The sequence below is a fragment of the Flavobacterium sp. TSSA_36 genome (assembly GCF_051547165.1).
In the GTDB taxonomy this organism is placed as follows: Bacteria; Bacteroidota; Bacteroidia; order Flavobacteriales; family Flavobacteriaceae; genus Flavobacterium.
The window spans coordinates 14,083-36,121 of the sequence record NZ_JBPTTP010000012.1; the positions used below are offsets into that span (position 1 = coordinate 14,083).

18 protein-coding genes and 1 tRNA gene are annotated in these 22,039 nt (G+C 34.8%); 17 read left to right on the forward strand and 2 right to left on the reverse strand.

What is annotated here, in order from left to right:
• The first annotated feature begins 163 nt into the window (after positions 1-163).
• The gene (gene gldJ / locus ACSVH7_RS14865; protein WP_438067474.1) at positions 164-1,840 is read left to right on the forward strand and encodes a gliding motility lipoprotein GldJ; all 1,677 of its coding nucleotides are present in this window, start codon (positions 164-166) and stop codon (positions 1,838-1,840) included.
• A gap of 64 nt (positions 1,841-1,904) precedes the next feature.
• The gene (locus ACSVH7_RS14870; RefSeq protein WP_438067475.1) at positions 1,905-3,191 is read left to right on the forward strand and encodes a UDP-N-acetylmuramoyl-tripeptide--D-alanyl-D-alanine ligase; all 1,287 of its coding nucleotides are present in this window, start codon (positions 1,905-1,907) and stop codon (positions 3,189-3,191) included.
• A 60-nt stretch (positions 3,192-3,251) separates the two neighbouring features.
• On the opposite strand, the gene yihA is transcribed toward ACSVH7_RS14870, so the two are convergent.
• Together yihA and ACSVH7_RS14880 are read right to left on the reverse strand one after the other, a co-directional pair.
• Positions 3,252-3,872, reverse strand: coding sequence for a ribosome biogenesis GTP-binding protein YihA/YsxC (yihA, locus tag ACSVH7_RS14875; protein ID WP_438067476.1), 621 nt, complete (start codon positions 3,870-3,872; stop codon positions 3,252-3,254).
• Positions 3,873-3,887: 15 nt separating this feature from the next.
• Positions 3,888-4,661: an alpha/beta fold hydrolase gene (locus ACSVH7_RS14880; RefSeq protein ID WP_438067477.1), complete on the reverse strand. Its 774-nt coding sequence runs from the start codon at positions 4,659-4,661 to the stop codon at positions 3,888-3,890.
• Positions 4,662-4,987: 326 nt separating this feature from the next.
• Between ACSVH7_RS14880 and ACSVH7_RS14885 the strand changes: the two genes are divergently transcribed.
• The 15 genes from ACSVH7_RS14885 (at position 4,988) to ACSVH7_RS14955 (ending at position 21,737) form a co-directional block, all read left to right on the forward strand.
• Positions 4,988-5,461, forward strand: a complete 474-nt coding sequence (locus ACSVH7_RS14885; protein WP_438067478.1) for a division/cell wall cluster transcriptional repressor MraZ — start codon at positions 4,988-4,990, stop codon at positions 5,459-5,461.
• Positions 5,442-6,344: a 16S rRNA (cytosine(1402)-N(4))-methyltransferase RsmH gene (gene rsmH / locus ACSVH7_RS14890; RefSeq protein WP_438067479.1), complete on the forward strand. Its 903-nt coding sequence runs from the start codon at positions 5,442-5,444 to the stop codon at positions 6,342-6,344. The genes ACSVH7_RS14885 and rsmH overlap by 20 nt, the downstream gene beginning before the upstream one ends.
• A gap of 7 nt (positions 6,345-6,351) precedes the next feature.
• Positions 6,352-6,699, forward strand: a complete 348-nt coding sequence (locus ACSVH7_RS14895) for an FtsL-like putative cell division protein (protein ID WP_438067480.1) — start codon at positions 6,352-6,354, stop codon at positions 6,697-6,699.
• A complete protein-coding gene (locus ACSVH7_RS14900; protein WP_438067481.1) occupies positions 6,690-8,696 on the forward strand; it encodes a penicillin-binding protein in 2,007 nt (668 codons plus the stop codon). The genes ACSVH7_RS14895 and ACSVH7_RS14900 overlap by 10 nt, the downstream gene beginning before the upstream one ends.
• On the forward strand, positions 8,693-10,156 hold the full coding sequence (locus ACSVH7_RS14905) for a UDP-N-acetylmuramoyl-L-alanyl-D-glutamate--2,6-diaminopimelate ligase (RefSeq protein ID WP_438067482.1): 1,464 nt from the start codon (positions 8,693-8,695) through the stop codon (positions 10,154-10,156). Before ACSVH7_RS14900 ends, ACSVH7_RS14905 begins: the two co-directional genes overlap by 4 nt.
• A gap of 6 nt (positions 10,157-10,162) precedes the next feature.
• Complete coding sequence (mraY, locus tag ACSVH7_RS14910) at positions 10,163-11,404, forward strand: phospho-N-acetylmuramoyl-pentapeptide-transferase (protein ID WP_438067483.1); 1,242 nt, start codon at positions 10,163-10,165, stop codon at positions 11,402-11,404.
• Between the two features lies 1 nt (position 11,405).
• Positions 11,406-12,737 carry a UDP-N-acetylmuramoyl-L-alanine--D-glutamate ligase gene (gene murD / locus ACSVH7_RS14915; protein ID WP_438067484.1) on the forward strand — a complete coding sequence of 444 codons (1,332 nt, stop codon included), beginning with the start codon at positions 11,406-11,408 and terminating at the stop codon, positions 12,735-12,737.
• A gap of 42 nt (positions 12,738-12,779) precedes the next feature.
• Complete coding sequence (locus ACSVH7_RS14920; RefSeq protein ID WP_438067485.1) at positions 12,780-14,069, forward strand: FtsW/RodA/SpoVE family cell cycle protein; 1,290 nt, start codon at positions 12,780-12,782, stop codon at positions 14,067-14,069.
• Positions 14,070-14,116: 47 nt separating this feature from the next.
• Positions 14,117-15,208 carry an undecaprenyldiphospho-muramoylpentapeptide beta-N-acetylglucosaminyltransferase gene (gene murG, locus ACSVH7_RS14925; RefSeq protein WP_438067486.1) on the forward strand — a complete coding sequence of 364 codons (1,092 nt, stop codon included), beginning with the start codon at positions 14,117-14,119 and terminating at the stop codon, positions 15,206-15,208.
• A gap of 32 nt (positions 15,209-15,240) precedes the next feature.
• Entirely contained in the window at positions 15,241-16,590 is a 1,350-nt protein-coding gene (gene murC, locus ACSVH7_RS14930) for a UDP-N-acetylmuramate--L-alanine ligase (protein WP_438067487.1), read from the forward strand.
• Positions 16,577-17,299, forward strand: a complete 723-nt coding sequence (locus ACSVH7_RS14935; RefSeq protein ID WP_438067488.1) for a cell division protein FtsQ/DivIB — start codon at positions 16,577-16,579, stop codon at positions 17,297-17,299. The genes murC and ACSVH7_RS14935 overlap by 14 nt, the downstream gene beginning before the upstream one ends.
• A 6-nt stretch (positions 17,300-17,305) precedes the next feature.
• Positions 17,306-18,703 (forward strand): cell division protein FtsA, encoded by a 1,398-nt coding sequence (gene ftsA / locus ACSVH7_RS14940; protein ID WP_438067489.1) that lies wholly within the window; start codon positions 17,306-17,308, stop codon positions 18,701-18,703.
• Between the two features lie 80 nt (positions 18,704-18,783).
• Positions 18,784-20,736: a cell division protein FtsZ gene (gene ftsZ, locus ACSVH7_RS14945; RefSeq protein WP_438067490.1), complete on the forward strand. Its 1,953-nt coding sequence runs from the start codon at positions 18,784-18,786 to the stop codon at positions 20,734-20,736.
• 418 nt (positions 20,737-21,154) lie between these two features.
• On the forward strand, positions 21,155-21,604 hold the full coding sequence (locus ACSVH7_RS14950) for a GatB/YqeY domain-containing protein (RefSeq protein ID WP_438067491.1): 450 nt from the start codon (positions 21,155-21,157) through the stop codon (positions 21,602-21,604).
• A 59-nt stretch (positions 21,605-21,663) separates the two neighbouring features.
• A tRNA-Arg gene (locus tag ACSVH7_RS14955) sits at positions 21,664-21,737 on the forward strand.
• Positions 21,738-22,039: the final 302 nt, after the last annotated feature.

The window sequence follows — 22,039 nt, forward strand, 5'->3', positions numbered from 1 at the left end:
AATAATTTAAATCCATTAGGTTTTAACAATAAAAAATATATTTTTGCGTTGGTATTCAACCGAGGAACAAATATAATTGCCCCTTTAAAATTATTGCAAATTGATGTTGTTAATAAAACCTTAATTGTTATATTGCGGCACCAAATTATGACCTATTAATAGTATGAAAGTAAAGAGAATTTTAAACTTAAAATTGATTACATCAGTTTTGTTAATTGCAGGATTGGCTAGTTGTAGCAAGAAGTCAAGTTCAAGCAATGCATCTAGAGCCACAGGATGGAATTTAGACCGCCAGAAAAATGTTGTTGCTAAAAATAAAAATCAAGCTGGCCCTGGGTTGATCTTTGTTGAAGGTGGTACATTTACTATGGGTAGAGTTCAAGATGACGTAATGCATGACTGGAATAATTTGCCTACACAACAGCACGTTCAATCTTTTTATATGGATGAAACGGAAGTAACAAATTCTATGTACTTAGAGTATTTGGAATGGTTGAAAAAAGTATTTCCTCCTACAGAAGAAAATTACAAAAACATTTATGAAGGAGCCTCACCCGATACTTTAGTATGGAGAAATCGTTTAGGTTATAATGAAACGATGACGAATAATTATCTAAGACATCCTTCTTATGCTGAATATCCAGTAGTTGGAGTAAATTGGATTCAAGCCAATGAGTTTGCAAAATGGAGAACAGATCGTGTAAACGAAGGAATGCTTGAGAAGGCAGGTTATCTGAAGAAAAATGCTAAAATTACAGATGTTTCTGCCGAAAACACTTTTAGTTCTGAAACGTATTTAGCTTCTCCAACCTCAGTTTATGGAGGTAATGAGGAAATTATACTCAAAGAAAAGTCTAAAAGAAAAGCACCTAAAGCTTCTAAAGATGGTAAAGTAGCAGAGCAGAAAAATGTTTATGCTCAACGATCTTCTGGAATTTTGTTGCCGGAATATCGTTTGCCAACGGAAGCTGAGTGGGAATATGCAGCTGCAGCAGATGTAGGTCAAAGAGAGTATAATACGTATAAAGGTCAAAAGAAATATCCATGGTCAGGCAATTATACTCGTTCAGGGAAGCGTGCAACCAAAGGAGATCAATTGGCTAACTTCAAGCAAGGGAATGGAGATTATGGCGGAATTGCAGGTTGGTCAGATGATGGGGCAGACATTACGAATCAAGTAAAAAAATACCCAGCAAATGATTTTGGTTTGTATGACATGGCTGGTAATGTTGCAGAATGGGTTGCTGATGTGTATCGTCCTATTGTAGATAACGAAGCTAATGATTTTAACTATTTCAGAGGGAATTTATATACTAAAAATAAAATAGGTAAAGACGGTAAGGTGGAAATTGTAACCACTAGCACCATTAAATACGATACTTTGAGTAATGGTAAAATTGTAGCCAGATCTTATCCTGGTCAAATTGCTCAAGTACCTGTTGATGAAAATGAAACGTATTTAAGACAAAATTTTGACACTAGTAACAACATAAATTATAGAGACGGAGATAAACAATCTACTCGTTTTTATAAATTTAATGAAGAAACAAAAAGTGAAAAAGAGACTCATAAAATGTACAATTCTCCTAAACACAACGTTTCAGTAGATTCGTTAGGAAAGATGTCAAGAAAATATGATTCATCTAGTAAGCGAACTACCTTGATAGGAGATGATGTTCGTGTATACAAAGGGGGATCATGGAGGGATAGAGCTTATTGGTTAGATCCTGCACAAAGAAGATTTTTGCCACAAGATATGGCAACAGATTATATAGGGTTTAGATGTGCTATGTCTAGTGTAGGGCCTAAAGCACAAAAACGAAGATCTCCTAGAAACTAGTATACTGATTTATTATAATATAAAGCCCTTTCACTAGGGCTTTATTGTTTTAATTATTTTTCAAATGAATATAGCTAACATTCATACTTTATTTTTACAATGCGATTCGGTTTCAATCGATACGCGCAAAATTTCTCAAAATTCTTTATTTATAGCCATTAAAGGAGAAAAATTTGATGCGAATACTTTTGCTTTTGAAGCCTTGCAAAAGGGAGCTAAATATGTAATCATTGACGATGCTTCATTTTATATAGATGAGCGAACTATTGTAGTAGAGGATAGTTTACGGGCATTACAAGAACTGGCTCAATTCCATAGAAAGTATCTTAATCTTCCGATTATTGCGCTTACTGGGAGCAATGGTAAGACAACTACTAAAGAATTGATTCATGCCGTATTATCAAAAAAATACAATACTAAAGCAACAGTAGGTAATTTAAATAATCACATTGGTGTTCCCTTAACTTTGTTGTCATTTACTAAAGAAACTGAAATTGGAGTAGTAGAAATGGGGGCCAATCATAAAAAAGAAATTGAGTTTCTCAGTACTATTGCTACACCGGATTATGGCTATATTACTAATTTTGGAAAAGCACATCTTGAGGGTTTTGGTGGTGTTCAAGGAGTGATTGAAGGGAAGAGTGAAATGTATTCGTATTTAATAACAGCTCATAAAGTGGCTTTTATCAATCTTGAAGACCCTATTCAAGTTGAAAAGTCAAAAAACCTTACTTCATATAGCTTTGGAGTAAATAAAAAGGAGGCTGACGTTGTAATTAGTCAAATTCAGGCCAATCCTTTTGTGGTGATTCAATACAAAGATATATCTATTGCTACACATATGATTGGATTGTATAATGCTAATAATATTAATGCCGCTTTGACCATTGGAACTTACTTCAATGTACCCGTTCCATTGATTAAAGAAGCATTAGAAAACTATATACCGGAAAATAATCGTTCTCAAATGATGGTTAAGGGAAATAATGCCATCGTTTTAGATGCTTATAACGCGAATCCTAGTAGTATGGCTGTGGCTATAGATAATTTTCTTCAGTTAGAAAAGCTGAATAAAGTGCTCATTCTAGGAGATATGTTCGAATTAGGTTCAGATAGCGCATTCGAGCATCAATTGATAGTGGAGCGACTTGAAACAGTAAATAGTGTTACTTGTTATTTTGTAGGCCATGCTTTTTATGCTAATAATGATAAAGCTAAAGATAATTTTGAATTCTTTCCCACTTTTGAGACTTTTTCTAGTTTTATAAAATCGCATCCTATACGGGAAGCTACCCTGTTAATTAAAGGCTCTAGAGGGATGGCCTTAGAGAAAACCTTGGATTATTTATAAAAAAAACGCAGCTCAAAGAGTTGCGTTTTTTTATGGCATTAAAATTACAGTATATTTCGTTTAGAATTCAGAGTTGTTTTTAAATACCTCCTGATTGACTTCATCAATGTAGTGTAATAATTCTTCTTTTCCTGTCCCTTCTGTGGACGATGTTACAAAAAAATGAGGCATTTCGGCCCAATTATTTGCCATCATTTTCTTCTTATAAGCGGCTACATGGGCATTCACTTTTACTTTACTTATTTTGTCAGCTTTAGTAAAAATAATACAAAATGGTATTTCGCTTTCTCCCATATATGACATAAACTCGATGTCTATAGTTTGGGCTTCATGACGAATGTCTATCAATACAAAAGCACATACTAATTGTTCTCTTTTTTCAAAATAATCAGTGATGAATTCTTGAAAGATAGATTTTGTTTTTTTGGATACTTTGGCGTAGCCATAACCAGGTAAGTCAACTAAAAACCAATTATTGTTAATCAAAAAGTGATTGATCAGTTGTGTTTTTCCTGGCCTTGCAGAGGTTTTTGCTAGTTTTTTATGATTTGTAATCATGTTGATTAACGATGATTTACCAACGTTAGATCGACCAATAAAGGCGTATTCGGGCAAGAAGTCTTTAGGACATTTGCTTACGTCTGAATTGCTTATAATAAACTCTGCAGTATTGATTTTCATTTACAAGAAATAATATTAATGTGTTGCTAAGTGGGTATGAGTTAACCAATCTTCCAAAATTCTATTGAACTCTTCAGGGTGTTCCATCATCGCAGCATGTCCACATTTATCGATCCAATTAAGACTTGAATTTGGTAATAATTTGTGGAATTCTTCGGCGACTTCTGGGGGGGTTACTTTATCATTTTTACCCCAAATAATACAAGTTTGTACGTGCATTTTTGGTAAATCCTTAGCCATGTTATGACGGATGGCACTTTTGGCAATGGTGAGGGTTTTGATAAGTTTTATTCGGTCATTTACCGTAGCAAATACCTCGTCTATCAACTCTGGTGTAGCTATTTTTGGGTCGTAAAATACATCCTCAGCCTTTTTTTTGATATACTCATAATCTCCACGTTTAGGATAACTATCGCCCATGGCACTTTCGTAAAGTCCAGAACTACCTGTGATGACAAGTCCGGATACTTTTTCTGGGTACATTTTTGTATGATACAAAGCAATATGTCCGCCTAAGGAATTGCCTAAAAGGATCACACGATCAAGTCCTTTGAAATTAATGAAGTTTTTTACATAAATCGCAAAGCTCTTTACGTTTGTTTTTAATATGTTTTGAGTATATAATGGTAAGTCAGGGATAATGATTTTGTATCCTTTATCAGAAAAATACCTTGCTACCGCATCAAAGTTACTCAAGCCACCCATAAGTCCGTGTAGGATTATAATTGGTATTCCTTCACCAGCTTCATAATAGCTATATTTTCCTTCTATTTTGTAGTATTTTTCCATTTAATTTAAAACTCTTTTTTCAATTTTGACAAATATAGAGTAAATAAATTAAAATTAATCGGTGTTGCTTCTTTTTGATGCGAAATCTAATTTGGGTGTTGCTTTAACCTAGGTTAAAATTTGATTGCTAAAGTAGGATTGTTTGAGATTCTTTTTGCAGATGTTAACTTTCCTACAAATATTTTTTTATTCGATAACACGCTGAGCTATTGTGAAGTAACGATTTTGTGGTTATGGTGGGTAAACTTATCAACAAAGTGGTATAAAGTGGTAATTTGTGGTAAAAATTTATATATTTTTGCTAAATACAATTCAAAGTAAATTTTGTGGACGCAATCATTGGTACATATGAGTGTAAAGTTGATGCTAAAGGACGGGTAATGTTACCTTCGCCTTTAAAAAAGCAATTGGCTGCCTCTCTGCAAGACGGTTTTGTTTTGAAGCGCTCCGTGTTTCAACCTTGTTTAGAATTGTATCCAATGGCGGAATGGAATGTGATGATGCAAAAGGTGAATGGATTGAATCGTTTTGTTAAAAAAAACAATGACTTTATTCGTCGATTTACAGCCGGAGTAAAAGTGGTTGAAATTGATGCTTTGGGAAGAATGTTGATTCCTAAGGATTTAGTTGGTTTTGCAAGTATTGCCAAAGATGTTGTTTTTTCATCGGCAGTCACTATTGTTGAAATTTGGGACAAAGAGTTGTATGAAAAATCAATAAGTGGTGAAGATCTGGATTTTGCGGAATTAGCAGAAGAGGTAATGGGGAATTTAAATAATAATGACAATGGAATATCATAATCCTGTATTGCTAAAAGAAACAGTTGACGGTTTGAACATCAAACCTGATGGAGTATATGTAGATGTTACTTTTGGGGGAGGTGGACATTCTGCTGAAATTTTGAAAAGATTAGGTCCTGAAGGTAAATTGTTTGCTTTTGATCAAGATGAAGATGCTTTGGCTAATGCCTTATCGGATGATCGTTTTACTTTAATAAATGAAAACTTCAGATTTCTTAAGCGTTTCTTACGCTTTTATGGCATAAAAGGAGTCGATGGTATTTTGGCAGATTTAGGGGTTTCTTCACATCAATTTGATGTGGCGGAACGAGGTTTTTCTACACGATTTGATGCAGAATTAGACATGAGGATGAGTCAAAAAAATGAGTTGAGTGCTTTTAGAGTAGTGAATGAATATGATGATGCTAACCTAAAAAGAGTATTTTGGGAATATGGCGAATTAAAAAATGCACCAGCCTTGTCTAGAACCATAATCGAAGCGAGAGAGCATAGTCCAATTCAAACTACTGAAGCTTTAAAAGAAATATTAGGAAAATATTTGCCCGAGAGAATTAAAAACAAAGTGCTAGCTCAAATATATCAAGCTATCCGAATTGAGGTCAATCAAGAGATGGATGTTTTGAAAGAATTTTTAGAACAATCTCTTGAGATTCTAAATCCAGAAGGACGATTAAGCGTTATTTCCTATCATTCTCTTGAGGACAGATTAGTGAAAAGATTTATTAAAAACGGTATGTTTGAAGGGGAACCCGAACGAGATTTTTATGGAAATTTTACTGTTCCATTTAAATTGATTGGAAAATTGATAGTCCCCACAGCAGAAGAAATTAAAATTAATAACAGAGCTCGTAGTGCCAAGTTAAGAATAGCAGAAAAAAAATAGAATCATTATGAAACAAGAAATTTACGCCATACTAAAAGCGAAATATTTGATTCATGACGATGCCATAAAAAACTGGCGTTTTATTGTTTTTTTAGTACTACTAGTGATTTTAATGATTGCCAATACCCAACGTTTTGAACAAAAAGTGTTTGAGATTAACGAACTAAATAATGAAGTAAAAGAACTTCGATCAGAATTTGTAGACAAACGATCTGCTTTGATGAAATTAAAAATGGAGTCTACTGTTTCTCAAAAAATGGAAGTGAAACAAATTTTTCCATCAACAGTGCCTCCAGTAAAAATCAGAGTTAATAAAGAAAAAGAGCAGAATATATTCGAAAAATTATGGCAGTAGATGATAAAAACATATCCTATCGTGTTTATCTCGTGGCTTTTTTCATTTTTTTAATGGCTGCGGCAATTGCTGTGAAGTTAACTAATATTCAGTGGGTTGAGGGAGATTATTATAGAAAATTAGCGAAAGAAAGAACGGTTAGGAACTTTGTGATCCCCGCCAATAAAGGAAATATTTATTCTGCAGACGGGAGTTTGTTAGCCACCTCAATTCCCAATTATGAAATTCGTTTTGATGCCATAGCACCAAAAACAGACGATTTTGAAAAAAATGTAAAACAATTAGCCGATTCTCTTGGCAAGCTTTTGCATAAATCCTCCGATGCTTTAGAGAAAGAATTGCGAATTGCCAGAGCCAATAAAAGCCGTTATTTATTAATAGCAAAGGGGTTGAGTTACACTGATTATGTAGCTTTGAAAAAATTTCCATTGTTCCAATTAGGACCCTACAAAGGTGGGATTATAGTGGAACAAGAAACGGTTCGAGAACACCCAATTGGGAAAATTGCAGAAAGAACGATAGGGTATATAGGTCGTGACGTCTATGGACACATTAATCCTGTTGGAGTTGAAGGAGCTTATAGTAAGTATCTTAATGGTAAGGATGGTCGCATTTTGAAGCAAAAAATCGCCAAAGGGCAGTGGAAGCCCATCAGTGATGTAAATCAAGTCGAACCTCAGGATGGTTATGATGTGATTTCGACGATAGATGTTTATATTCAGGATATAGCCCATCATGCCTTGTTGAAACAACTAGAGGAGTATCAGGCAGATCATGGATGTGTAGTGGTCATGGAGACCAAAACTGGTTATATAAAAGCTATTTCTAATTTAGGTAGAAATGAGGAAACAGGGATGTATTCAGAGCGATTGAATTATGCTATTCGTGAATCACATGAGCCAGGTTCAACATTCAAATTGGTCGATTTGATGGCATTATTAGAAGATAAATTAGCAGATACTAGCTCCGTTTTTGATAGTAAGGGAGGTGAAGTGAAATATTTTGGGAGATCCGTTAGGGATTCCAAAAAAGGGGGCTACGGAAAAATTTCATTGGCTAGAGGATTTGAGCTTTCCTCTAATACGGTCATGGTACAAGCGGTGTATGAAAATTACAAATCCAATCCAACTCAATTTGTGAATCACATTAATTCCTATGGACTAAATAAAAAGTTAGGGTTAGGTTTTAACGGAGAAGGAAGACCTTACATTCCTCAGCCTTCCGATAAAAATTGGTCAAGAGTAACTTTACCTTGGATGGCTTTTGGATACAATGTTTCAGTGACTCCTTTGCAAACACTGACTTTCTATAATGCAGTGGCGAATAATGGTGAAATGGTAAAACCATTATTTGTCTCCGAAATTAAGGAATGGAATACTTCAATTAAGAAATTTGATAAAATTGTTTTAAATCCTAAAATATGTTCTCAAGAGACTATTGACAAAGTGAAGGCCGTTTTAGAAAATGTAGTAAAAAAAGGAACGGGAGCTAAATTGTATTCAAAAGATTTTTCTATGGCAGGAAAAACTGGTACAGCTCAGGTAAATTATGCAAAAGCGGGAGGTGCAGAAAAATACTACTCCTCTTCTTTTGTGGGCTATTTTCCTGCGGATCAACCAAAATATTCTTGTATTGTGGTAGTACATAGACCGAATACAGCTAAGAACAATTATTATGGAGCAGATGTGGCAGGACCTGTTTTTAAGCGCATCGCTCAAAAAATATTTACAGATTCTCCAACCACAAATGAGATTAAAAATTTGAATCGAAAAATTCAAAAACAAGAAGGAAATTATGATTCTTATTTTGTGAAAGCTCAAAAGAAATTTAAATCAATCCCTAATGTAAAGGGGATGCCGGGTATGGATGCCGTTGCTTTGCTTGAAAATTTAGGGTTACGAGTGAGAGTAGTAGGAATGGGAAAAGTTAAAAAACAGTCGCTAACAGCAGGTGAAAGTTTAGCTAAAAACGCAACTATAGTATTAGAATTATCATGAAAACATTAAAAGATATTTTATATAAAGTGGCAATTGATGCCATCAACGGAACCACAGATATTGCTATTAATCGAATTCATTTTGATTCAAGAAAAATTGAACTCAATGATATTTTTGTAGCGATCAGAGGGGTCGTTTCTGATGGTCATGATTTTATAGCGAGAGCTATTGAGCAAGGTGCTGTTGCAGTTGTTTGTGATGAGTTGCCTGAAGAAATGAGGAGTGGCGTAACGTATGTTCAAGTTAAAGATACTAATGCAGCCTTAGCTTGTATGGCAGCAAATTTTTATGAAAATCCTTCTCTAAAACTACAACTTGTTGGTATTACGGGTACTAATGGAAAGACAACGATTGCCTCTTTACTGTATCAAATGTTTAAAAAAGCAGGGCATAAGGTTGGGTTAATTTCAACTGTTAAAATTCTTGTTGATGATAAAGAGTATAAAGCGACACATACTACACCAGATTCGTTAACAATCAATTATTATTTGAATGAGATGAGTCTTGCAGGTGTAACCTACTGTTTTATGGAAGTGAGTTCGCATGGTATTCATCAAAAAAGAACCGAAGCGCTTCATTTTGTTGGTGGAGTATTTACTAATTTATCTCATGATCATTTGGATTACCATCCAACATTTGCTGAGTATCGCGATGTAAAAAAATCTTTTTTTGATTTTTTACCTAAAACCGCTTTCGTATTGACTAATATTGATGACAAAAATGGGGCTGTTATGCTTCAAAATACGCAAGCATTAAAAAGAAGCTATGCCTTGAAAACGTATGCTGATTACAAAGCCTTGATTCTTGAAAATCAATTGTCAGGTTTGCTTTTGAAAATTAATGACAATGAGGTTTGGGTAAAACTTATCGGAACTTTTAATGCCTATAATTTACTTGCAATTTATGGTACTGCAGTAGAGTTGGGAATGGAAAGTCTAGAAGCATTGCGATTGTTGTCGGAATTAGAAAGTGTTTCAGGAAGATTTCAGTTTATCGTTTCTGCGCAAAAAATAACCGCAATCGTTGATTATGCGCATACACCAGATGCCTTAGAGAATGTTTTGAATACCATTAATGACGTTCGTACTAAAAACGAGCAATTAATTACTGTAGTAGGGTGTGGCGGAAATCGTGACAAAGCCAAACGTCCAATTATGGGAGGTATCGCTGCTGAAAAAAGTGATAAAACTATCCTTACTTCTGATAATCCTAGAGATGAAGATCCGCAAACCATCCTAACTGAAATGGAAGCTGGTGTTGCTGCTCATAATTATAAAAAGATTTTGGTGATTACAGATAGGCAACAAGCGATAAAAACAGCTTGTCAATTGGCACAACCTAATGATATTATCCTAATTGCAGGAAAAGGACACGAAACCTATCAAGAAATAAAAGGAGTTCGTCATGATTTTGACGATATGAAGATTGTAAAAGAAACATTAGAACAACTTAATAAATAAGAAACTATGCTTTACTACTTATTTGAATATTTAAACAAGTCGATGGATATTCCTGGGACCGGAGTGTTTCAGTATATCTCTTTCAGATCCGCATTAGCTTTTCTATTGTCTTTGTTGTTGTCTACCATTTATGGGAAAAGAATTATTGGTTTTCTTAGAAAACAACAAGTGGGTGAAACAGTTCGCGAATTGGGCTTAGCCGGACAAAATGAAAAAGCAGGAACACCAACGATGGGGGGATTAATCATCATTTTTGCCACCTTATTACCTGTGTTATTATTTGCTAGATTACATAATATTTACATCATTTTATTGATTGTTACAACCTTATGGATGGGAACAATTGGGTTTATTGATGATTATATTAAAATTTTTAAAAAAGATAAACAAGGTTTAAAAGGAATTTTTAAGGTTGTTGGGCAGGTTGGTTTAGGATTAATTGTAGGTTCAGTACTTTATTTTAGCCCTGCGGTTACTGTAAGAACTGATACTTCTAGGGTAGATGTTTTTAAAACCGTTGCACAGGGGACTACTGAGGCGGTGATTCTTCCGGCTCCCATTGAAGAAAAATCTACAGCGACCACGATCCCTTTTTTTAAAAACAACGAATTTGATTATGCTGAATTATTAGCTTGGACCGGCGAAGGCTATGAAAAATGGGCTTGGTTGGTGTTTATCCCAATTGTTATTTTTATTATTACGGCGGTTTCTAATGGCGCTAATCTTACGGATGGAATCGATGGATTAGCAGCGGGAACTTCGGCAGTTTCTGTTTTTGCGCTCGGAATTTTTACCTTCGTTTCTGGGAATATTATTTTTTCTAACTACTTAAATATTATGTATATCCCCCATTCTGGTGAGATGACCGTCTTCATTTTTGCTTTCGTGGGAGCTTTAATTGGATTTTTGTGGTACAACTCCTATCCAGCCTCTGTCTTTATGGGTGATACCGGAAGTTTAACAATTGGAGGGATTATTGCAGTTTTGGCCATTGCTGTTAGAAAAGAGATGTTGATTCCTTTGCTATGTGGAATTTTTCTTGTTGAAAATTTTTCTGTGGTTTTACAAGTATCCTATTTTAAATATACCAAAAAACGTTTTGGGGAGGGAAGACGAATTTTCTTGATGTCACCTCTTCATCATCATTATCAAAAGAAAGGATATCATGAAAGTAAAATTGTAACCCGTTTTTGGATTGTGGCCATAATGCTAGCCATTTTATCAATTGTAACTTTAAAATTAAGATAATATGAGACTCGTAGTTTTGGGAGGTGGTGAGAGTGGTGTGGGTACCGCTATTTTAGGCAAGAAAAAAGGCTATGATGTTTTTGTTTCAGATTTTGGAAAAATAAATCAAAAATATAAAGACGTTCTTAATAATTATCAGATTCCTTGGGAGGAGGAGCAACATACGGAAGCATTGATTCTCACTGCTACGGTAGTAATGAAAAGCCCGGGTATTCCCGATAAAGCACCAATTGTTAAGAAATTGGTTGAAAAAGAAGTTTCGGTAATTTCTGAAATTGAATTTGCAGCCCCTTTTACCAATGCAATAACCATTGGAATCACCGGAAGTAATGGTAAAACTACCACCACGATGCTTACGTATCATTTGTTAAAACAAGCAGGACTTAATGTAGGTTTAGGTGGGAATATCGGTAAAAGTTTCGCGTGGCAAGTGGCAGAAAGTGAATACGATGTGTATGTTTTAGAGCTCAGTAGTTTTCAGTTGGATGGAATTGTTAATTACAAGCCTCATATCGCTATTTTAACCAATATTAGTCCAGATCATTTGGATAGATATGAATATAAGTACGAAAATTATATTGCCTCAAAATTTAGGATTACAATGAATCAAACTTCTTCGGATTATTTGATTTATGACGCAGAAGATGAAGCTACCCAAGAATGGTTAAAAAATAATAAAATTAAAGCACAATTAATCCCTTTTTCTATAACAAAAACATTGGAATCAGGCGCATTTTTAAAAGATAAAAATATGGAAGTTAGAATCAATCAAGAAGAATTTTCAATGGAAACGGAATACATCGCCTTAGAAGGGAAGCATAACATGAAAAATGCGATGGCGGCAACTTCAGTAGCGAAGTTAATGCAGATTCGTAATGCCACAATTCGTGAAAGTTTATCTGATTTTCAAGGGGTAGAGCATCGATTGGAAAAAGTATTAAAAATTCAAAATGTGCAATACATTAATGATTCTAAAGCCACGAATGTTAACGCAACTTATTTTGCATTAGATAGTATGAATGCGCCAACCGTTTGGATTGTAGGTGGAGTTGATAAAGGAAATGACTACAACGAGTTGATGTCCTTGGTTAGAGAAAAAGTAAAGGCCATTATTTGTTTGGGTATTGATAATTCTAAAATCATTGCCACTTTCGGAAATGTAGTTGATGATGTAATCGAGGTAAATTCCATGAATCAAGCCGTAAGACTAGCGCAGAGTTTCACAGAAAAAGGAGATGTTGTTTTGTTGTCACCAGCATGCGCTAGCTTTGATTTGTTTGAAAATTATGAAGATCGTGGGCGTCAATTTAAGCAAGCGGTCTTTAATTTATAATAAAACTTTTTTATTGAATATAAAATAATACAATACAATACAATGAAGGAGCTAGTAAACAAATTAAAAGGGGATAGGGTAATATGGTCATTCGTGGCTTTATTGGCGTTGTTTTCGTTTATGCCTGTTTTTAGTGCCAGCAGTAATTTGGCTTATATTGGTTTAGGAAAAGGGAATACCTTGGGCTATTTACTAAAGCATTTAGGGCATATAGGTATTGGCTTTGTGATTATTTATTGGATTCACAATATTCCTTATTTGTATTTTAGAGCCATTTCAAAAGGGTTGTTGCCAGTGGTTTGGGTTTTGTTAGCTTATGCTTTGATAAAGGGGACGGTGATTGCTGGTGCTAATGCTAGTCGTTGGATTCAGATTCCATTTATTAAAATTACCTTTCAGCCTTCCACATTGGCGGCTATAGTTCTTTTTGTTTTTGTTGCACGTTATTTGTCCAAAAAAAGAGAAACTCCGGTAGATTTTAAATCTTCTTTACTTGAATTATGGTTACCCGTTTTCTTGACTCTGATGTTTATCTTGCCATCCAATTTTTCCACTGCAGCTTTGATTTTTTCAATGGTTTTGATGTTGGTTTTTATTGGTAAATATCCAGTAAAGTATATTGGTTTAATTATCGGATCAGGGGTAATCATGTTGGCTTTTTTTGTACTTATTGCAAAGGCTTTTCCTGATTCTAAATTTTTTAGTCGGGTGGGCACTTGGGAGAGTCGTATTGAAAGATTTATGTCTAATAAAGACGACGAAGATAATTACCAAATAGAAAAAGCTAAAACTGCCATTGCTACAGGTGGTTTGTATGGGTTAGGTCCCGGCAAAAGCGTTCAGAAAAATTTTCTACCTCAATCCTCCTCTGATTTTATCTTTGCCATTATTGTAGAAGAGTGGGGATTGATAGGTGGTTTAACGGTTTTGGGATTATATCTTTTATTGATGTTTCGGTTTGTTATTGCCTCCCACAAAGCCACTACTTTGTTCGGTAAATTAATTGTTATTGCTCTTGGCTTTCCGATGATTTTTCAAGCAATGATTAATATGGCTGTGGCGGTTGAATTACTTCCCGTTACGGGGCAAACATTGCCTTTAATAAGTAGTGGGGGAAGTTCAATTTGGATGACTTGTTTTTCCCTTGGAGTTATATTGAGTGTGACCAAAAAAGAGGAGGAAATTGCTCAAGAATTGAAGGAAAAAGAAATCCGTGAAGAAGCACTTCAACAATTAATTGACGCGCAGATTGCTTCAGATTCACAAAATGTTGGAACCGAGGAATTTTCTATAGAAGATCAGTCTAATCCCATGAAAGCAGTACTTAGCTAAGTTTAGTAAAGTAATAAAATAATTTGTTTTTCTAAATTTTTTTTAAAATGTCAAAATATAAATTCATATTGAGTGGTGGTGGTACAGGAGGACATATTTATCCTGCAGTAGCTATTGCAAATGAGTTAAAGAAGCGTTTTCCTGATGCGGATTTTCTTTTTGTTGGAGCCAAAGATAAAATGGAAATGCAAAAAGTGCCTCAGGCGGGTTATGCTATAAAAGGGCTTTGGATAGCAGGCTTACAAAGAAAATTGACTCTACAGAACGCTATGTTTCCTTTTAAATTGGTAAAAAGTTTATGGGATTCTAGAACGATTTTGAAGAATTTTAAGCCAGATGTTGTGATCGGTACAGGTGGTTTTGCAAGCGGTCCGTTGCTAAATATGGCCAATCGTTTCAATATTCCAACGTTAATACAAGAGCAAAATTCCTATCCCGGTATTACCAATAAATTATTAAGTCAGAAAGCAACCAGAATTTGTGTGGCTTATGAAAATTTAGAGCGTTTTTTTTCAAAAGAAAAACTATTGTTAACGGGAAATCCAGTCCGTCAAGATTTAATTGATGTGGTGTCTAAAAGAGAAGAAGCGGTTAGTTATTTTAAGCTAGATCCTACTAAAAAAACTATTCTCATACTAGGCGGAAGTTTAGGGGCGAGACGGATCAATCAATTGATAGAAAAGGATTTGAAACATCTTTTAGCTCAAAATGTTCAATTGATCTGGCAATGTGGAAAATTATACATTGAAGAGTATTCAAAATATAATGCTAGGCAAGTACAAGTAGTAGCTTTCATTGAACGAATGGATTTAGTATACGCTGCTGCTGATCTTGTAATCTCTAGAGCAGGTGCTTCATCCGTTTCTGAGTTGTGTATTGTAGGGAAACCTGTGATTTTTATTCCTTCTCCCAATGTGGCTGAAGATCATCAAACCAAAAATGCACAAGCCATAGTTGACAGAAAAGGTGCTATTATGATTAAAGAAGCAGCTTTAGATACCGAATTTAGCATCGTAATTGAAGCTCTTCTGAAAGATGTCGGAAAGCAACAGCTTTTAGGCGAGAACATAAAGAAACTAGCCATGCCTATGGCAACGAGTAAAATTGTAGATGAGATTGAAAAAATGCTGAAAAAATAGTATTTTTTTGTAATTTTTTTAAAAAATTAAATATGAACTTGACTCAGATAAAGAATGTTTATTTTATAGGAATAGGAGGCATTGGCATGAGTGCTTTAGCGCGCTATTTCAAAAATATAGGAAAAGAAGTCTCAGGGTATGATAAAACTCCGTCTATATTAACCAATGAACTTATTGCAAATGGAATTGAGATTCATTTTGAAGATGACATTGCTTTGATTCCAAACAATTTTAAGCAAGAAAATACATTGATTATAGTAACTCCCGCTGTTCCAAAGGCACATTTGGAGTGGAATTATTTTTTAGAAAATAAATTTATTGTAAAAAAACGAGCCGAGGTTTTGGGTATAATTACTAAAGATACTTTTACTTTTGCTGTGGCTGGAACGCATGGTAAAACAACTACCTCCAGTATTTTAGGTCATATTTTATATAAAAGTGGGGCTGATGTAACAGCCTTTATCGGCGGTATTGTGGAGAATTATAATTCAAATTTAATTGGGTCTGGTAAAACAATTACTGTAGTTGAAGCAGATGAATTTGATAGATCTTTTCTACATTTGCACCCCGATATTGCCTGCGTTACCTCAATGGATGCAGATCATCTAGACATTTATGGCACTAGTGAGGCAATTGAGGATTCGTTTAGAGAATTTGCAGACAAAGTGTCGGATAAGTCTAAATTGTTTATTACAAATGAATTGGAGTTAGAAGGTGTCGTTTGTGCGATTAACGAAGAAGCAGAATTTAAAGCAATCAACGTTAGAATCGAAGAAGCTAGTTATGTTTTTGATGTGCAAACCCCCACGGAGCTTATTTCAAGTCTCCGATTTGGATTACCAGGGAGACATAATTTAATGAATGCTTTGATGGCTTTGTCTATGGCGAAGACCTATGGGATTTCCAATGAAGCTATAGCGCAAGGTTTAGCAACATTCAGGGGAATTAGAAGACGTTTTTCGTATCAAATTAAGAAACCTGGTTTTGTTTACATAGATGATTATGCACATCATCCAACGGAAATAAATTCCGTACACCAAGCAGTAAGAGAGTTGTATCCGGGCCAAAAAATAGTAGCGGTCTTTCAGCCTCATCTGTTTAGTAGGACTAAAGATTTTGCCGATGATTTCGCAAAAAGTCTTTCGCAATTTGATGCTGTTTTATTATTGGAGATTTATCCCGCACGAGAGCTTCCAATGGAGGGAATTACTTCGCAATGGTTGCTGGATAAAATGACGTTGCAGGATAAAAAAAGAATCGAGAAAGAGCAGTTGATTGCTGCAATTCAGGAGTCAAATGCATCCGTAGTAGTTACCATTGGAGCAGGCGATTTAGGAGAAATGGTGCCAACAATTAAAAAAGCACTAGATGAAACGAATTAATTGGTCTTGGATTCGTTTGTCATTCATGCTTGTGGCAATTGTTTTCTTGTATTCATTTACAGGAAAACGCAATAGAAATAGAAAGGTAACCAAGGCAGAAGTTGTTTTTGTTGGAAAAAATGCATTATTTGTTCAACAAAAAGTGGTTAATAAAATGTTGATAGAAAATAAATTAGATGTTAAAACTATTGATAGAGATGCCTTAGATTTGAATAAACTCGAGAAAACCATTGATGCACACCCGATGATTGAAAAATCACAAGTGTTTGTAAGTGTTGATGGTGTACTTAAAGCAGTAGTAAAACAAAAGACTCCCATAGCTAGAATAAATGAGGATGGAAGCTCTTTTTATATTGATTATAACGGTAGTGAAATGCCAATGTCATCTAATTATGCTGCAAGAGTTATTCTTGTTTCAGGCGAGATTACTAGTAAAAACAGAGAAGATTTAGTACAACTATTTCGTCTAATTTATGATGATGTTTTTTTGAAAAAGAACATCATTGGCATTCAAATTATGCCAAACAACAGTGTGGTGCTGCTCAATAGAAATTATAATTTTAAAATTGATTTTGGACAACTGATAAATGTTGAGCAAAAATTTAAAAATTATAAGGCTTTTTTTCAAAAAGTAGCGTTGGACAGTTCAATAGCAAAATACAAAAAAATTGATCTTCGATTTACGAAACAAGTAGTGTGTACTAAATAATAGAAAATGGAAAAAGAGAATATTGCGGTAGGTCTAGATATTGGAACAACCAAGATAGTTGCCATGATTGGCAAACGAAATGAATATGGAAAGTTGGAAATTTTGGGAGTAGGTAAATCCAAAAGCCTTGGTGTGGCTCGTGGTGTTGTAAATAACATTACCCAAACGATTCAGTCTATTCAACAAGCTATTCTTGAAGCCGAAATTAATTCAGGATATAAAATTAAAGATGTAGTTGTTGGTATTGCAGGACAACACATTCGTGGTATACAACACAGTGATTACATCAGCAGAAACAATCCTGAGGAGGTTATTGGGGATTGCGATATTGACATGTTAATTAGTCAAGTTCATAAATTGGCAATGCTTCCAGGGGAAGAAATAATTCATGTACTGCCTCAAGAATTTAAAATTGATGGTCAGTCGGATATCAAAGAGCCTGTAGGTATGTATGGTGGTAGATTAGAAAGTAGTTTTCACATAGTAGTGGGACAAGCTTCTTCCATACGAAACGTGGGCAGATGTATTCAAAGTTCTGGTATAGAGCTTTCGGGGCTTACGCTAGAGCCTTTAGCCTCGTCGGATGCAGTTTTAAGTCAAGAAGAAAAAGAGGCCGGCGTTGCTTTAATTGATATAGGAGGAGGAACTACGGATTTAGCTATATTTAAAGATGGAATTATCCGGCACACTGCTGTAATCCCTTTCGGTGGAAATGTTATTACTGATGATATTAAAGAAGGATGCTCTATTGTTGAAAAACAAGCTGAATTATTGAAAGTTAAATTTGGCTCCGCTTGGCCAGGAGAAAATAAAGACAATGAAATTGTTTCTATTCCTGGAATCCGTGGCAGAGAACCTAAAGAGATTTCTTTAAAAAATCTTTCCAAGATTATTAATGCTCGTGTCGTTGAAATAATAGAGCAAGTTTTTGCAGAAATTAAATTATATGGACATGAGGATCCAAGGAAAAAATTGATTGCAGGAATTGTATTAACAGGAGGTGGTGCGCAGTTGAAACATATCAAACAATTAGTGGAGTACATTACCGGAGTCGATACCAGAATTGGGTATCCTAATGAGCACTTGGCAGGAAATTCTGACGAAGAGATCTCTAGCCCTTTGTATGCAACTGCAGTAGGTTTAGTGATGAATAGTATTGAGAAAAAATCGCAAAGTGCCGTAAAAATTGAGAAGAATATTGTGGTTGATAAGGTTCCAACATATCATGACCCTATAATAGAAGTAGTTTCAGCTCCTGTGGTTGAGAAAGAAACTTCAGTTGATTTGAAACCAAAACAAGAAAAACATGTTTCAAATAGTGAATCAACTGAAACTAAAATTCGTAGATCTTTTTTGGATAAATATGTCGATAAAATCAAAGAATTTTTAGAAAACGCTGAATAATTAAAAGTAAATAAAAACGCCCTTTTTGCCCCAAGCAAAAGAGTGAGAAATATAAATAAGAATATCAAAATCCCAATAAGATGATAAGCAACTCAGAATTTGGAAGCATTTCATTTGATTTACCAAAGAACCAATCAAATGTAATAAAAGTTATTGGTGTAGGTGGAGGTGGTAGTAATGCTATTAACCACATGTTTAAGCAAGGAATTAACGGTGTAGATTTTATTGTCTGCAACACTGATTCGCAAGCTTTACAAAACAGTCCTGTGCCCAATAAAATTCAATTGGGTGTTAATTTAACCGAGGGACTTGGTGCGGGTGCCAACCCAGATGTAGGACATCAATCTGCGATAGAAAGTATTGGGGATATTGAAAAAATGCTCGATAGTAATACCAAAATGGTATTTATTACTGCAGGTATGGGTGGAGGAACCGGGACAGGTGCAGCTCCTGTTATTGCGCAACTGGCTAAAGAAAGAGATATCTTAACAGTGGGCATCGTAACTTTACCTTTTTTATTCGAAGGAAAAGTACGTCAAGAACAAGCCATAATCGGTATTGAAAAGTTACGTAGGCAGGTAGACTCTTTGATCGTAATCAACAATAATAAACTAAGAGAAGTTTATGGTAATTTAGGGTTTAAAGCCGGATTTTCAAAAGCGGACGAGGTTTTAGCTACGGCCTCTAGAGGGATTGCTGAAGTGATTACTCATCACTATACCCAAAACATCGATTTGCGTGATGCTAAAACGGTATTGTATAATAGCGGTACTGCTATAATGGGGTCGGCTAATGCTTCCGGAGAAAATAGAGCCAAGGAAGCAATAGTATCTGCGTTAGATTCTCCATTGTTAAATGATAATAAAATTACTGGCGCTAAAAACGTTTTGTTACTTATTGTTTCAGGAGCTAATGAAATTACAATTGATGAAATTGGTGAAATTAATGATCATATCCAAAATGAAGCAGGTCACAATGCTAATATTATCATGGGAGTTGGAGAAGATGAATTGTTAGGAGATGCAATTTCTGTAACAATCATTGCAACAGGTTTTGATGTAGAACAACAAAATGAGATTGTAAATACGGAGCCAAAGAAAATTATTCATACGCTTGAAGAAGAACAAAGAAGTGTTCATAATTTAATTGCTTCCCCAGTAGCAGCTTTTAATCTAAACGAGACAATTTCCGAAAATACAAATGAGAGGGTAGTCTTTGAATTAGAAGAGGAAATTGAACAAGAAAAACCAGTAGTTGCTGAAATTACTTCTCCAATTATTAATAATGATGAATTAATGGTTATGTCTGAATTTATTAAAAATTTAGATGTCACTTTTGAAATAGTTTCTCCCATTGAAGATTTTGATTTTACAATTTCTCTTCCTTCAAAAGAAGAGGTGCAGTTGCCCAATCAGAAGGTAATTGCTGAGGAAAATCAAACGGCTTTTTCATTTGATTTGCCGGTAACTTCAAAGTCGAATTTTGCAATTCCATCGCAATCCAAAAGTGAAGAAAAGGTGGTGTTTGAATTGGCTCATGAAGCCAATGATATTCATGTTGTACAACCCGTACAGTTTGTACCGGTTACTGAATTATCGGATAATGGAGTGATAAAGTATTCCTTGGAAGAATATATGGAGGTTGAAAATGATTACATGCAATCTAAACCTGTAACGAAGTTAGAAGAAGAAATACCTGCGGAGTTAAACATCACAATGAAGCAAGTGGAGCTTTCGGAGCCCATGGAAATGATGGCAGAGGCCATTTCTCCATTAGATATGACTATCGAGGAAACACTTCGTTTTAGAGCAGAAGAACGAAGAAAAAAACTAAAAGAATTCAATTATAAGTTTCATAGTAATGTAACTCGTATTGATGAGTTGGAAAGAGAGCCTGCATATAAACGTAACGGTGTAGAATTGACTAATACGCAAATGACAAATCAAAACTCAAGAATAACCGTGAGTACAGATAGTAATAACGAATTACAATTCAGATCTACCAATTCGTATTTGCATGATAATGTAGATTAATTCAGTGTTTGAAAGTTAGTAAAAGCCTGATCTTTTCAGGCTTTTTTTGTAATAACACATGATAGCATTCCTTATGCACTGATGCTGCAATAGAAAAATACAAGTACTAAATTCTTCTGAAAATTTAGGATCTATTCCAATTTTTAAAAGGCAATTACAGGAGTATTAGTGGATAATTTAAGTTATTGAATGACATACATGGGCATTGTTTTTCTTTTTCAAAAATTGTACAGGAGCTCTTGTCTAGTTGAATAATTTAGTTCCATCAAGGCATATAACGGGGATTCTGAGTAAAAATTGAGTTGTTATTGCCATTTAAATGTTCTAAATTTGCAACGCTTGAGTCAGGATTTTTTTGAAAGTAAAAGTGTTTTTTCTTAAATATTTTAAAAACTAGGCCACTAAAAATAAATAAAAAATGAGTTTATCAGTACGAATCATGGACGAAATAAAAAACGCCATGAGAGCAAAAAATACGTTAGCATTAGAAGCTTTGAGAGCTGTGAAATCAGGGATACTTTTAGCCCAAACCGAAAGCGGAGCAAAAGAAGAAATTACTGAAGAAGAAGAAATTAAATTGTTGCAACGTTTGGTAAAACAAAGAAAAGATAGTGCTGCGATCTATACTGAACAAGGTAGAGCGGATTTAGCAGAACCAGAATTGTTGCAAGCTGCTGTGATTGAACAATTTTTACCTGCTCAATTAAGTGAAGCTGAAGTTGAAGAAGTGGTCGCCAAAATTATTGCTGATAATGGCGCTTCAGGAATGGCTGCTATGGGTAAAGTAATGGGCTTGGCCTCAGCTGAATTAGCTGGAAAAGCGGATGGTAAGACGATTTCAACCTTAGTAAAAAAATTATTGTCTTAATTTTTTTATTCCAAATCCCGGTTTCCTTGGAGTTTAGAATTTTAAAATTTATAGCTATTGACTGCGTAGTTCAACTGGATAGAATATCAGATTTCGACTCTGAGGGTTGCAGGTTCGAACCCTGCCGTGGTCACAAAAAAAGCCTATTTATAAGGCTTCGCAAAGGTTTTGCTACACATTTGCTACACTTTGAAAAAAAAACACTCTTTTAAGGGTGTTTTTTTTATTCAAAATGTTACTATCAATATTTTTTAAGGACAGCCCAAATTTGGGCTATCCTTTCCAGCAACTAATGAAACTAATCTTTAATAGGACAGCGCAAATTTGCGTTATCCTATCCAGCAACTAAATAATACAGCTATTTTAACCAGTCCAAATTTGGGCTGGTTAGTTCGGCCAATTATGAAGTATTACGGGAACGGCTCCCAACGGGAA

Coding starts and splice junctions, on each gene's coding strand:
- ACSVH7_RS14900 (WP_438067481.1), top strand. CDS start 6,690: ATGGCAGTAGATGATAAAAACATATCCTATCGTGTTTATCTCGTGGCT.
- mraY (WP_438067483.1), top strand. CDS start 10,163: ATGCTTTACTACTTATTTGAATATTTAAACAAGTCGATGGATATTCCT.
- murC (WP_438067487.1), top strand. CDS start 15,241: ATGAACTTGACTCAGATAAAGAATGTTTATTTTATAGGAATAGGAGGC.
- ACSVH7_RS14950 (WP_438067491.1), top strand. CDS start 21,155: ATGAGTTTATCAGTACGAATCATGGACGAAATAAAAAACGCCATGAGA.
- gldJ (WP_438067474.1), top strand. CDS start 164: ATGAAAGTAAAGAGAATTTTAAACTTAAAATTGATTACATCAGTTTTG.
- ACSVH7_RS14905 (WP_438067482.1), top strand. CDS start 8,693: ATGAAAACATTAAAAGATATTTTATATAAAGTGGCAATTGATGCCATC.
- rsmH (WP_438067479.1), top strand. CDS start 5,442: ATGACAATGGAATATCATAATCCTGTATTGCTAAAAGAAACAGTTGAC.
- murD (WP_438067484.1), top strand. CDS start 11,406: ATGAGACTCGTAGTTTTGGGAGGTGGTGAGAGTGGTGTGGGTACCGCT.
- murG (WP_438067486.1), top strand. CDS start 14,117: ATGTCAAAATATAAATTCATATTGAGTGGTGGTGGTACAGGAGGACAT.
- ftsA (WP_438067489.1), top strand. CDS start 17,306: ATGGAAAAAGAGAATATTGCGGTAGGTCTAGATATTGGAACAACCAAG.
- yihA (WP_438067476.1), bottom strand. CDS start 3,872: ATGAAAATCAATACTGCAGAGTTTATTATAAGCAATTCAGACGTAAGC.
- ACSVH7_RS14920 (WP_438067485.1), top strand. CDS start 12,780: ATGAAGGAGCTAGTAAACAAATTAAAAGGGGATAGGGTAATATGGTCA.
- ACSVH7_RS14870 (WP_438067475.1), top strand. CDS start 1,905: ATGAATATAGCTAACATTCATACTTTATTTTTACAATGCGATTCGGTT.
- ACSVH7_RS14880 (WP_438067477.1), bottom strand. CDS start 4,661: ATGGAAAAATACTACAAAATAGAAGGAAAATATAGCTATTATGAAGCT.
- ACSVH7_RS14935 (WP_438067488.1), top strand. CDS start 16,577: ATGAAACGAATTAATTGGTCTTGGATTCGTTTGTCATTCATGCTTGTG.
- ftsZ (WP_438067490.1), top strand. CDS start 18,784: ATGATAAGCAACTCAGAATTTGGAAGCATTTCATTTGATTTACCAAAG.
- ACSVH7_RS14895 (WP_438067480.1), top strand. CDS start 6,352: ATGAAACAAGAAATTTACGCCATACTAAAAGCGAAATATTTGATTCAT.